This window comes from Streptococcus sp. 27098_8_75 (assembly GCF_041432475.1).
Lineage (GTDB): Bacteria > Bacillota > Bacilli > Lactobacillales > Streptococcaceae > Streptococcus > Streptococcus gordonii.
This window is the reverse complement of record NZ_JAPVZR010000001.1, coordinates 314,761-328,518: the sequence shown is the minus strand read 5'-3', so window position 1 is coordinate 328,518 and position 13,758 is coordinate 314,761. Positions and strand designations below refer to the sequence as shown.

At 41.6% G+C, this 13,758-nt stretch carries 6 protein-coding genes and 1 pseudogene; 3 read left to right on the top strand and 4 right to left on the bottom strand.

The window, feature by feature from the left end; genetic code table 11:
• Positions 1–137: 137 nt before the first annotated feature.
• Positions 138–4,622 (top strand): SGO_0316/SGO_0317 family LPXTG-anchored serine peptidase, encoded by a 4,485-nt coding sequence (locus tag O3640_RS01520; protein ID WP_195321510.1) that lies wholly within the window; start codon positions 138–140, stop codon positions 4,620–4,622.
• 84 nt (positions 4,623–4,706) lie between these two features.
• Positions 4,707–9,191: an SGO_0316/SGO_0317 family LPXTG-anchored serine peptidase gene (locus tag O3640_RS01515; RefSeq protein ID WP_195321512.1), complete on the top strand. Its 4,485-nt coding sequence runs from the start codon at positions 4,707–4,709 to the stop codon at positions 9,189–9,191.
• Between the two features lie 91 nt (positions 9,192–9,282).
• Here the strand turns inward: O3640_RS01515 and O3640_RS01510 are convergent, their stop codons facing one another.
• The 4 genes and pseudogenes from O3640_RS01510 to def all read right to left on the bottom strand — a co-directional run bounded on the left by O3640_RS01510 (position 9,283) and on the right by def (position 12,459).
• The gene (locus tag O3640_RS01510) at positions 9,283–9,699 is read right to left on the bottom strand and encodes a hypothetical protein (protein ID WP_268709793.1); all 417 of its coding nucleotides are present in this window, start codon (positions 9,697–9,699) and stop codon (positions 9,283–9,285) included.
• Positions 9,680–10,579 (bottom strand): phosphodiester glycosidase family protein, encoded by a 900-nt coding sequence (locus tag O3640_RS01505; RefSeq protein ID WP_268709794.1) that lies wholly within the window; start codon positions 10,577–10,579, stop codon positions 9,680–9,682. The genes O3640_RS01510 and O3640_RS01505 overlap by 20 nt, the downstream gene beginning before the upstream one ends.
• Positions 10,576–11,618, bottom strand: a pseudogene (locus tag O3640_RS01500) (glycosyltransferase). Before O3640_RS01500 ends, O3640_RS01505 begins: the two are co-directional and overlap by 4 nt.
• Positions 11,619–11,844: 226 nt before the next feature.
• The gene (def, locus tag O3640_RS01495; protein ID WP_045505510.1) at positions 11,845–12,459 is read right to left on the bottom strand and encodes a peptide deformylase; all 615 of its coding nucleotides are present in this window, start codon (positions 12,457–12,459) and stop codon (positions 11,845–11,847) included.
• Positions 12,460–12,614: 155 nt separating this feature from the next.
• On the opposite strand from def, the gene O3640_RS01490 reads away from it, so the two are divergent.
• Complete coding sequence (locus O3640_RS01490) at positions 12,615–13,757, top strand: MFS transporter (RefSeq protein ID WP_227955243.1); 1,143 nt, start codon at positions 12,615–12,617, stop codon at positions 13,755–13,757.
• Position 13,758 lies beyond the last annotated feature (1 nt).

The following is a 13,758-nucleotide window of genomic DNA, read 5'->3' as shown; positions in this document are numbered from 1 at the left end:
TTTTCTAAGAGTAATTGTCAGAAATATTAATATTATATTACGCTTATATATTTCTACTAATTTTCATTGACTTTAAAACATAGAAAGACTACAATGAAGCCGGGCAAGCGCTTACAATATATATAGGAGGTCCAATTATGAGAAACGACAGACAGCAACGCTTCTCTTTTCGCAAATATTCAGTTGGCTTAGTATCCGTGGTAGTCGGATGCCTTTTTTATAGCCCAACTGTCTTGGCCCAAGAATCAGGAGTAAATCCGCAGCTGGAGCCACCAGCAATTGTCGAACAGAGTTCCGAACTTGTGCAGCGAGAAGATTCGAAGTCGGAACAGCCAGAGTTAGCACCTTCAGAGGCAGATACAAGGAGTCAGGAGTTGCCTCGCTCTGAAACGCAGAGTGAAACAACAAAGACAGATGATGAAGGAGAAAAGACTCAGGTTGTTGATTCTGTCGCAAATGAAAATGGACAAGAAAATAAAGCATCGGAGGAAAAGTCAGGTAAGGAATTATCACCTAATCAAAATAAGGTAGATTCAGAGACTCCAAAGAAGGAAGTGCCACTGGACCCTAAAAAGAATGATTCAGAAGTAAGAAAAAATAATGCAAATGTTGAATCAGATATTACGAATAAAGTAGATGAGGAGGCCCGTGTTCAAGCTGTAGTTCGTCTGGCAGGAGAAAAAAAGGAGACACCAGTAGGAGCTACACAAATTGAAGCTCGTATGCATGAAAATCAACCAATCAAAGCTGCGGTCTTAAAGGAATTGGACGAAAAAGGAATCCAATATAAGAAATTAGCAGATTTTGATCTGATTTTTAACGGTTTTGTTTTAGAAACAAGCTATAAGGAAGCTTTGAAGATTCGTCAGGTAGCCAGAGTTGAAAAAGTTGACATCACACCTCTTTCAACTGCCAACACTCCTCAAGATCTTCCTAAGAAACAAAATACCTTGTTGCCAACCAAGGTTAGTGATGAAAATGAACTAATCAATCTCCAACCATTATGGGATAAGGGGATAAAAGGACAAGGACGTATCGTCGCAGTTCTTGACACTGGTCTTGATTACGAGCATAACTTCTTTAGTTTGACAGACAAAAGCAAGGCCAAATACCAGAATAAAGAGCAAATGGAAGCTGCTATGAAAAAAGCAGGAATTACCTATGGTAAATGGTATAACGATAAGGTGGTTTATGCTTATAACTATTCTGATATGAATGATGAGATCAAAGAGGACGATCCTCGCTCACACGGAACTCACGTAGCCGGTTCAGCAGTTGGAAATGCGACTAAACCAGCTCCGACTGGAGAACTGCTTAAAGGGGTGGCTCCTGAAGCGCAACTGATGTTTATGCGGGTCTTTTCAGATAAGAAAGGAATGACTGAGCAGGGCTTTATCGTTGCAAAAGCTGTGGAAGATGCTGTTAAGCTTGGAGCAGATACAATCAATATGAGTTTCGGCGGTATTAGTGGCTCAGAAGCGGATACCAATCCTCTTACTCGACAAGCCTTTGAATTTGCTAGAAAGTCAGGTGTTGTCATAAATGCTGCAGCAGGAAATTATGCTGTGAATGGATATTGGCAAGCCAAACCAAAAGCAGATGCTCCTGATACTGGAACAATTGACGAACCAGCCATTGAGAATGGTGTTTTAGCAATCGGAGCCTTTAATAATAAGATTGACCATGTGACAAAGATTCGCTTAGAAATCCCTGCCTTAAAAGATAAGAAAGAATTCCAGAATGGTCTTGTTGATTTACCGGTCTATCGACTCATTTTCCCTGTTGAAGGTCCGCAGTCTTATGTCCATGTTGAAAAAGGTGGTGAAGAAGCTTACCGGACAGCTTCTGTCAAAGGAAAAATTGCTTTAGTTGAGAGTGGTGGCGATGTTACGGATGAAGATAAGGTAAACTCCCTTCGTCAAGCTGGTGCCAAAGGGGTTTTGGTTTATCAAAATGAGGAACAAGGAGACCAGCTACAAAATCTTCCAATGGGCTATTGGGGTTCCTTCTATCCTGTCAGCGTGCTAGGACATAGTTTAGGTAAAGAATTAGCTGCGCATGCTGGTGAGTATAAGCTGACTTTCCATCAAGAGGTCAAAAAGGTTCCTTATAGTGAAGCCGATAAGATGCTCTACTTTACAGGTTGGGGACTGTCAACAGAAGGAAAACTGAAGCCGGATGTAACCTTGCCAGGTGGTATGATTTATTCTGCTATTCCGAACGGTTCTTATGACATGGATGGCGGGACTAGTATGGCAACTCCTCATGCTGCTGGGGCAACAGCCTTGATTAAGCAAGCATTAGAAGAAAGATTCCCGCAATATAGTCCAGAGCAAATTCATACCTTGCTTCGTCAACTGGTTATGAGTACAGCTAAACCTCACAAGGACAAGGAAAGCAATACCTATTCTTCAGTCCGCCAACAAGGTTCTGGACTGATGGATGCTGCGGGAGCTGCTTTTGGCAATCTATATGTAACTGGAAAAGGGACGGATAGTAGTCTGACACTTGGAAATGTTAAAGATAGCTTTACCTTCGAGGTGACTGTTCATAACTTGTCTAATCAAGCCCAAGAACTCAGCTACCATACTGTTGTTAATACAGATCAGGTTGAAAATGGTCGGATTACGCTTCAAATGCGTCAGCTACTGGACCAAAAAGGTGATAAGACTGTCCTTGTACCTCCAATGGGTAGTGTGACCATTCCGATTAAGGTTAATACGAGCGCCTATACCAAAGAATTATCCCAACAAATGAAGAATGGTTATTTCCTAGAAGGTTTCGTCTTCTTCAAGGATGCTAAGACGCAAAAAGATTTAGTCAGTCTTCCATATATCGGTTTTAAAGGACATTACCAAGACCTACCTGGTATCGAAAAGCCAGTTTATGAATTTACTGGTAAGGAAAAACCTTTCTATTACTATCAAGATGAGAAAGCGGAAAATCCAATCAAGGATCCAGGAAATCATTTTACTGCTTTAGTCAGCTCTATTCGTAGAGATGGCAAGAAAGAGCAGGTTGTTCTTGGTGAAACAGACGGTAAATACGATGGTAACGCCTTGGTATTTTCTCCAAATGGAGATGGGCATTTTGATACGGTTAAACTAAATGCGGTCGTTTTGAGAAATGTTGATAATATCCATTTAGCAGTCTACAAGGCAGATGATACGAAACGTGAACATCCGATTTTTGAACAAGGAAACGAAAGTGAGAAAAAAACCGATTACGGCTGGAGAATTAACGACAGAAGTAGAATTCTTTATGCTAGTCGTTGGACGGGGAAAGACCAAAATAATCAGGTCGTTCCGGATGGGGAATACCAATACGTTCTTACCTACCGTCCAAGTACTCCTGGAGCAAAACCTCAAGAAATCGTTTTGAAGGTCAAGGTCGATAATCAAGTTCCTCAATTAGCATCAACCAAAGATCTCTATGATCCAAAAACGCGTATCTTTAGACCGGGAACCATTATCGAGGAAGGAAGTGGTCTGGCAGGTAAATACCTATCCTACGAAAAAGATGGGCAAACCATTGAAATCAGCCCGAATCAAGATGGTTCATATTTGATCCCAGAAGGGGTTGATCCAGCAACTGTTCGTTTTTATATTTGGGATAAGGCTTATAATACCAATACTTTAACCCTTGATGGTCAGAACGCTTATAAGTCGGCTGAGAAGGAATCAGGAAAATCAAGAGGAAAAAGAAGTTCTGAGGACGGTCAAGCAGAAGCAACAGATGGAAGGCTGGAAGTTCGTGTTGTTGATGAAGAGGGAAATCCAACCTCTCAATATCCTGAGATGATGCGCTACCAAGTATTCGACAGTAAGGGCAATCGAATTGATAAAGAGTTTAATACTTATTATGAAAGTGAGTTGCCAAGGTTGCCATTTGGTAGCTATACTGTCAAAGTAGTTGCACAAGATGAAAACTATTCATGGGTATCTCCTACAACTGTAACAGTTGAGTTGACGAAAGAACATCCTGAAGGCCTAGTCAACTTTGTTTACCATTACAAATCTAAGAATCGATTTAACGTAGTCTTTGATAAGGATTTACCATCTGGAACTAGAGTATTTGCTATTCGTAAGGATAACGGAGAACAGCATGAATTAGAACAAACTCTCTATGAACCAAAGACTTTTGAAAAGATTTTATTAAATGGAGATTATCAGATTCATATTGAACTGCCAAAAGGTTATCGTGCGGTAGAAAATGATGTTTTCTATTCAGTAGGAGAAAAAATCAATCGCTTCTTAACAACATTTGTAGAAGTTGCAGAAGACAATCCGGTTAATCCGAATCCAACACCGAATCCAATCCCAAATCCAGTACCAGATCCAAAACCAGATCCACTCATTCCGGATAAGACATCCGATCCTGGTAAAGGAAAAGAAGTGGATAAAGAAGATCAGCTAATTGTGAAAAAAGCAGACTTGCGTCCTATGTATGTCAAGCCAAGTGAAAAGAAGGAAGAGGACATACGAGAAGTCTCTGACTTGGATTCAAAAGAAAACTTGCCAAAGACCGGACAAGCTGGGGACAATATCAGTCTATTGGGAATATTCTTGTCACTTTGCACCTTCGTACTCATTCGTAAAAAGGGAAAAGAAGGTCAGGATTGATCACTTGAAGTTTCGTTAATAATTAAATAACAGCTGGAAGTAATCAGGTTTGTTACTTCCAGCTTAAAAATAAAGGAGTTTTGTATGGAGTTTCACCGAAAACAACGTTTTTCAATTCGAAAGTATGCTATAGGGGTAGCATCTGTATTGATTGGACTGGCTCTTGTTGGACCAATGGTTGCGGCAGATACAGTAACCTCTGAAGAGCAAGCTATTACAGCGTCTGCAGTGGATACTGCACAGACGACGGAAGAAAATCATCCTGTCAAAGAGGAAGAAGTAAGAAAACCGGAAGAACCGTCTCTTCCTTCTACTCATGACTCGGGTCAAACAGAAGGTATTCAGCCATCTGATAAGGGTAATGAGCCTGTAAAAGAAAGTGGCAATGAGCCCGATAAGGTAAGCACTGAAAAAGAGACAGGAAGTAATATCACTCCTGAACCTGAGAAGAAAAGTGAAAATGATCATAAGCAACCTATCCTTGAGACCACAAAGAAAGTCACTCAGGAAAATATAGAAGAAAAGTCTCATAAAGAAGTAGCTGAAGCTCCAAAAAATGAACTGGATGAAGCGACTCCTGTAGAAGCTCTTGTTCGCCTAAAGGAAGAAAAAACACCTGGTGAAAGTCCTCTTACATCTGCTGCAGAAAAGGCTAGACGGATTGAGAAGACAAATCGGGAACACGAGGAATTTTTAAAAGAATTAGAAAGACAGTCCATTCGCTTTAAGAAACTATATGATATTAATCTTTTGTTTAGTGGACTTGCTTTAGAAACGACTTACGGAGATGCGAAGAAAATTCGAGGTTTGGCGCGTGTCGATGCTGTGGACTATGCTCCTCTTCGGCGGACCAGAGTGGAAGAGTCGCAACCAGCTGTCGCTTCCCCAACTTCAAGTCCTGTCAAAGTTAGCGAAGAAAACAGTTTAATCAATTTACAACCTCTCTGGGATAAAGGGATTAAAGGTCAGGGTCAGGTTGTAGCAGTGATTGATTCAGGAGTTGATCCTGCCCACGACGCTTTTCGGCTGACGGACATCAGCAGGGCAAAATTCAAAAGTGAAGCTGATATCGAAGCAGCCAAGAAAAAGGCTGGTATTACCTATGGTAAGTGGTACAACAACAAAGTCGTCTATGTTCATAACTATAGTGATATGGATGACAATGTAAAAGAAGAAGATCCGATTTCACATGGTGCCCATGTAGCTGGAACTGCTGTAGGAAATGCTTCTAAACCATCTCCAAACGGAGAAATTTTCCGAGGGGTAGCTCCAGAAGCTCAGCTTATGTTTTTGCGCGTCTTTTCAGATACGAAAGGTGGACAAGTCCAAAACTTTATTTATACTAAGGCTGTGGAAGACGCTGTGAAGCTTGGGGCTGATACCATTAATATGAGTTTAGGAACTGCCTCAGGCTCCATCTATGATGTTGGAGAAATTACCCGCCAAGCTTTCGATGAAGCTCGCAAGGCAGGCGTGACCATTACTGTTGCTTCTACCAATATGGCGACCAATGGTTTTTGGCATAGTAAGCCACTTGCTACAACACCTGATTACGGGATGACAGGGACACCGTCAGTCAATCCAAATGTTATTTCTGTTGCCTCAATCAATAGCTTGACTAAACATGTTTCAACGGAAGCAAGCTTAACCGTTAAGGAGCTAGTCGGTTCTACGGAATTTCCTGATGGTAAAATTCCAATGCATTCTTTTGTTGAACGAGATGGTTTCCGGACGACCATTCCACAAAATTATATCCATGTTGAAAATGGTGGGCTGGAAAACTATCAAGGAGATCAGATTAATGGCCGATTGGTTTTGACTGAAAGAGGGGGTCAGATCTCAGATGTTGAAAAAGTCAAACAGCTGAAAGCAGCTGGAGCGACTGGAGTGGTCTTCTATCAGACGAAAGAGCAAGGAGAAAGGCCTACTCCATTTGATCTAGAAGGTTTAGGGGAGCGTTTTCCTGTTGGGGTAATCGGCCACCGTGCCGGAGAACTTTTGTCCCAGCACGCTAGTGATTACCAACTGAACATTGCCAACAAATTTAAGCGTGTACCGTATGAAGCAGCTAAACAGATGTCAGACTTTTCATCTTGGGGCTTATCAGTTGATGGTGACTTGAAGCCAGATGTGACATTGCCAGGTGGAATGATTTACTCATCTGTTAATAACGGTGAATACTATATGGACAGAGGGACAAGTATGGCATCTCCCCATGCTGCTGGAGCAACAGCTTTAGTCAAACAGTCTTTGAAAGAGCGCTTCCCTCATCTGACACCTGAACAACTTCAAATCCTCGTCAAGCAGATGACAATGAGTACAGCAGTTCCCCATGTGGATGAAGAAACAAAGGCTTATTCTTCTGTCCGTCAGCAGGGGGCTGGAGTCATGGATGTGACAGCCGCTGCCCTAGGTGATTTATATGTCACTGCAAAAGGTGAAAAGAGTAGCTTGACCTTGGGAAATGTGAAGGATACTTTCGAGTTTGATGTGACAGTTCATAATTTATCTGATCAGGAAAAGACGGTCACCTACGAAACAACTCTTCAAACAGATCAAGTTGAAGATGGGAAATTTACGCTCCACCCACGTCTTTTAGAGACCCTGACAGGTAAAGAAACTGTCACTGTTCCAGCTCATGGTCAACGGACCATTCGTGTCTCAGTTGATGCCAGCAAATATCAACCCGAGCTGAGCAAACAAATGCCAAATGGTTATTTTCTAGAAGGATTTTTCCTTGTTAAAGATGCTAAGAGTAACCAGCATTTAGTCAGCCTCCCTTATGTAGGTTTCCGAGGAGAATACCAAAATCTCCGGGGGATTGAAAAGCCGATTTATGAATATACTGGCTCTGACAAACCTTTCTATTACTATAAGGACAAAACAGACTATCCAGATGGCAAGATTCCGGATGTGGAAGAGCGACATCCAGATAATCATTTTACATCCTTGATCAGCTATGTGTACGAAAACGGCGAATCTGTAGCTAAAACACTGGGACAGGATGGCGAAAAGTTTGATGGGGATCAACTTTACTTTTCACCAAATAACGATTCTAGTTTTGATAGTGTAAAGGTAAAAGCTGTTATGCTCCGCAATGTCGAAAATGTGCATCTGACAGTCTACAAGAAAGAAGACACAGAGAGAAAACAACCCATTTATGAGATCGGAAATGAAGTTCATAGAAAAACGCACTGGAGCTACCGAAGCGGAAACAGAAGTGAAGAATTCTATGAAATTTCTTGGGAAGGTTTGGATAATGATGGGAATCGGCTTCCAGATGGAGAGTATCAATTTGTCATTTCCTACCGTCCATCAGCCTCTGGTGCTAAGAAGCAGGAGTTGAATTTCAAAGTTAAAATTGATAATACGGCTCCAAGTATAGAGACGGGTAGCGCCCACTATGATCCTAAGACCAGAGTTTTCCGTCCTGGAAAGATTATCGAAACAGGAAGTGGAGTCGCAGGTACTTATCTGTCATATACTAAAGATGGAGAAACGCATGCCTTGACTCCAGAAGAAGATGGAAGTTATGTCATTCCTGAGGGAGTGGATCTTTCAACGATTCGTTATTCAGTTTGGGATAAGGTATACAATACAGCTGAACTAGACTTGCAAGGAAATAAAGTAGAGACTAGCGAAGACCTAACAGCTCAGGCGTCGTCGGTCGCTGAAGAGCCAACGTCAAGTCCAGAAAACAAAGAGACTCCTGACAAGGGGACCTTGGAGCTTGTCTTTACGGACAGTAGCGGAGAGGTAATCAATTATTATCCGTCAATCGTGCGTTACCAAGTCTTTGATGATCAGGGGCGTGTTGTAACTGGTGAGTTTAATTCGTCCTATAATGGTGGCAGCTTCCCAGAGCTTCCATTTGGCACTTATACAGTCAAGATTACCCTTTCTGATTACCATTATGATTGGGGAGCTGAGCTAGTGAAAAAAGTGACAGTTTCTCCTAAAGATCCTCATCCAAAAGTCACCTTTGCTTCGCGCTACTTATCTGAGAATAAGTTGACAATAGGGTTTGACAAGCCAGTGCCAGAAGGAACTATTGTGAAGACCATTGATGAGAAAGGGGTTATCCGTACTCTTGCTCATAGTATTTATGATCTTCTTAGCTTTGAAAGCATGCTGATGAATGGAAACTATCGTATTCATGTTGAGCTTCCAGCAGGATATCGTGCAACTGAAAATGACTTTATCTATGAAGTCACAAATAAGATTAATCGTTATGTTTTATCCTATCTGAAGGAGATGGTGATTCCGACGCCTGATCCAGATCAAGATAGTGGAATAATTGTAAAACCAGATAGGAAACCAGGAGTCCCAGCTCCTACAAATCCGGATAGTCGTCCTACTTTTGAAACAAATAAAGCGAGTGAAAAAGTTGCAACAGCTATGCCACTAACGATTAACTATAAAACAGCTTCTAGTAAGCAAGAAGAATCTGGTGTCCTTCCTAAGACAGGACAAGAGGACCAAACCTCTCTAGCACTCAGTCTTTTTGGAATAACTTCACTCTCATTAGCAGGAATGCTCATTCACAAAAAGCGAGAAGAAAGCGAATAATCTATAGGAGAATTAAAAATATTTTAAGTTAGCTTACCTACATAAGAAACAACCGGAGTCATTTTAGACTCCGGTTGTTTTTGTTATATATTTAATCAATAAGATTATTTTCTTCTGTCCAGACGCTTCTAGTAAATAATATTGAGAGTACAGCTAATACAAGAAAGGCGATGCTAGTATAGATATAGGGCTGATCCAGCGTCGTGGAACGTCCAGATAGATTAACAATACCTCGGAAAAGGATGCCGGCAGTGAGGGTAGCGACTGCAGAGTTCCAGAGATTGAGGCTGAGTCTTGAGAGGTTGGGAATGATCTTGAGTAGGATTAATAAGAGGATGCCTCCAACTAAAGGAACTGCATAGAGATAGTGCATATAGGTAGAGGTTTCACCAAAGCTAAAAGACTCATATATATGGCTAAAGGCAAAGAAGAAGATACTTAAGAGAGTATAGACAAGAGCTGTCTTCTTGAAACGTTTTTTGCTTGGATTAGTAACCGATGTAGACAATGTCGCTCACCGTCCTTTCTGAAATATTTCCATTGGTCGTTGGTTTGTTGATCACCTGACCATTGAAGTAGAGTGTAGAAGATCCTCCACCGTCAAGGTTATAAGCAGTCTTGACGCCATAAGATTTCATAACTTCAGCTAACTCATAGAGGGATAGTCCCTGACTTTCTGAGGTTCGGCCATCTGATACAACAATGATATAGTGGTTTTCGTCGATAATACCGATGGCTGTACGTGGGTTGGAAGCCATGGATTGACCAACCTCAGAATTGGTATCAACGACAATCTCACCGTTTTCTACCAAGGATGGACCAAAGGCTAGGAGGTTAACAACTCCGTCTTTCACCAGTTGATCGGCAGATATTTCATCCTCATAAATGATCTTAAAGGAGCCGTCCTTGTAAATCGCCAAATCACCATTGTTGGAGTCTTCTCGGACGGTATCACGGTAGACAACCCCGTTGCGGATAACATAGCCAGTGGAATTAGCCCCGTAGTAGTCACCATTGACAGCTAAAATAGCATTGTTGTTGGCAGCAGTGACTGATGTTTTGGCTGTGACATTGGTTCCATAAGTATTTTGAGCCAAAGCAGTTTTTAGATATTCAGCAGAGCTGACAGTTATGTCAGCAATATAAACCTGGGTATTGCTCACTGTTTTTTCTGTCAGTGTAATGGAGATATTGTCGTCACTATAGCTAGTATCAGACGTGCTGACATTGGTTGCCGTTGTACTGGCGCTACTACTTGTAGTATTGGCTTTAACAGTTGTGATGGACTCTGATAAGACAAAGGTTTTGAGCATGGAGTAGCTGAAGGATGCAGTCAACAATAAGCCAAAAACACTAGCATAGACGTAAGATTTTTTAAATAATTTCATGATACGGTGTGGGTCCTTTCTTTAAAAATAAACTTCTTTTGGATAAGCCAAGAGAGAGAAAATAGCAGAATGCCGACCAAGATCTTAACGAGTAGAAGGTTGATCCCAAAGACAGCGTAGAAGAGTCTGATTAGAAGGGTGTCTAATATAAACAAAGCTAGAGCCAGGCCAAAGTAGCCACTTCCTGTTTTTGCAATGCTATCTTCATTTTTAAAGACGAGTTTTTTATTGGTTGAGTAATTAAAATGGAGCTGGTGACGCGAGCGATCCCATTGGCTAGGAGAATACGCAGAGTTGTCGGAACAGCTACCAGAAAGAGTAGGGCAACAGCGTAGACTAGATAGTCCACAATGAAGCTACTTAGTGAGGATAGAGCAAACTTAAACATATCCTTGTAAATCATTAAGCCATCTTGAATGGGTCTGAAATGGGAAGTTTTATTATCATTGATGTAGACGGTCTCGATCGGAACTTCCACGATTGGATAAGTTTTGCAGGCTTGCAGGAGCATATTCATTTCGTATTCATAGCGTTGACCTTCAATGGAGAGCATAAATGGAAGCATATTGCTGGTAAAGGCACGAAGGCCAGTCTGGGTATCCGAAACAGCAACGCCGGTTTGTTGTTTAAAGAGTAGACGGGTCAGACTATTTCCGAATCTACTTCGTAGAGGGACCTTTCCGGTAAATGATCGTGCCCCTAAGATTAATTTTTGAGGTTGCTCATGGGCAGCGTTGGCAACACGCAGGATGTCCCAGAGCTTATGCTGTCCATCTGCATCTGCTGTGACAATGACACCGTAGTGACCTTGAGAATGAATATAGCGAAAAGCTGTTTTCAGAGCTTGTCCCTTGCCTTGGTTGAGAGAATGATGCAGGACCGTAGCGTACGTTGCTGCTTGCTCAAAGACACGTTTGCATGAGGCAGAACTGCCATCATTGATTACGATCACTTCAAAGTCACTCTTTTCACGAACCTTTTTAATTAAGCGAATGAGATTGTAATCTGGCTCATAAGCTGGAATAACGAGATAATCCATAAGCTGTACCTCTTTCTTAGATGTTTAATAGATAAGATACAGAACAGTATAAAGACGGCTCCTTAAAGCTAACTGATATCAGTTTTCTTTAAGCTTGGCTTAATATTTGTTTAAGGAAAAATGGTCGACAGATAAGAAAAAAGAGGGAGGCCAGACTGCTTGTTTAAACAGTTAGTCTGGTCTCACCTCGTTAAGAGACAGAAGAAAATTTTGCACTTCTGATCAATTATTCTAAGATTAACATGCCTTCTTTAATGGCAAATGGGTCTGTCTCGTTGATCCGATCGTAGAACATGATACCGTTGATATGGTCAATTTCATGTTGGACAACGATAGCCTTGTAGCCCTTGAGTTTTACCCGATGCTTCTCACCATCTTTATCGAAGTAATCTACAGTGACCCGCGCATGTCGTACTACATAGCCAGGGACGTCGCGGTCGACTGATAGGCAACCCTCTCCATCAGCCAAAGCCGCATCTTGTACAGAATGGGCCACGATTTTAGGGTTGTACATGACTTCTTTTAAAGCATAAGCTTCTTGGGGTGGATTGCCGTTTTCATCCTCAGGGTTAGGTAAGAGAACCGCGATGATCCGTCGGGAAATATCAAGCTGCGGAGCAGCTAGTCCCACACCGCCACGCAATCCAAGTTTTTCAGCCATGACTGGATCTTGTGAGTTATGTAAGAACTGCATCATTTTTTCACCCAAAAGAATATCTTCGTCCGCTAAGGGAAAGGAAACTTCCTCAGCAACAGCGCGTAGGGTTGGATTTCCCTCGCGAATAATATCCTTCATATCAATCAAATGAGCTGGTTTAATAAGTTTTTCAATAACAGACATCTTCACTTTCCTCGTTCTTTCTATAAGATACTATATCACAAAACAGACTAGAAATAAAGAAGACGACTTGATGATGAATTTTTCTAAATAAACGGATTGCGTCTTTGTGCAAAAAACTGTATGATACTAATAGTGTGTTATTGAAGGGAAAGAAAATGAAAAGAACAATGGAAAAAATCAGTATCCTGAGTCTATCTTTGGTACTGACAACCTCTTTTTCAATCTCCAGTGCCTTGCCGGCCATGTTTGATTTTTATAAGGACTACCCAGCTGATAAGGTTGAGCTTTTGGTGTCCCTGCCCTCTATAGGGATTATGGTCATGCTCTTGTTGAATGGACTGATTGAGCGTTTCTTATCTGAGAGGATCATGATTGTGACTGGCTTGCTGATTATGTCTGCTTGCGCCTTTGTTCCCATTTTGAATCCATCCTATAATCTAGTCTTTCTTTCCCGTTTAATTTTTGGCTTGGGGACAGGCTTGATCAATGCCAAGGCTATTTCAATTATTAGCGAGCGTTACCAAGGTCATGAGCGCATACAGCTCTTAGGCTACAGAGGATCAGCAGAAGTAGTGGGGACAGCCCTTCTGACTCTAGCAGTCGGCCAACTTTTGCGCTTTGGCTGGACAGCAACCTTCCTTGTTTATACCTTCTGCTTTTTGGTTTTGGGACTTTTTCTCATCTTTGTTCCTTATGAAAAAGGGGAAGTTCATCAACATAAGCAGGCCAAGAAAGAAAAAATGACAGCTGGTCAGTTCCGCTTTACCTTATTATCAGCTTTGGTGGCTGGGGTAATTGTACTCAGTAATACAGCCATCAACTTGCGCGTACCTAGTCTAGTGTTGTACCATCAAATTGGGACAGCACAAACGGCCAGCTTGATTTTGAGTGGTATGCAGTTAATTGGAATTGTGGCTGGTGTTAGCTTTGCTCCGATGGTCGGGATTTTTAAGGACCGTTTACTGACGATTATTGGAATTTGTTTTGGCTTAAGCTTGATTTTGATTGGTCTTTCCAGCAATATATGGCTGTTAGCTTTTAGTGCCCTTTTTGCAGGCTTTACCTACAGTATAACTCTGACGACCGTTTTTCATACAGTGTCAGAAAAGATCCCCCCTCATCTAATCAATCAGGCTGTTTCAATTACTGTTTTAGGTTGCAGTGGTGGTGCCTCTGTGACGACATTTATCCTTTCCTTGATTGGTCATCTATCTCAAGCTCCGCTTTTCATTTTCTCCGTCCTAGGGGGTGTCATGATGATCATAGCAATGCTAAGTTACAATATCACAAAGGAATAAT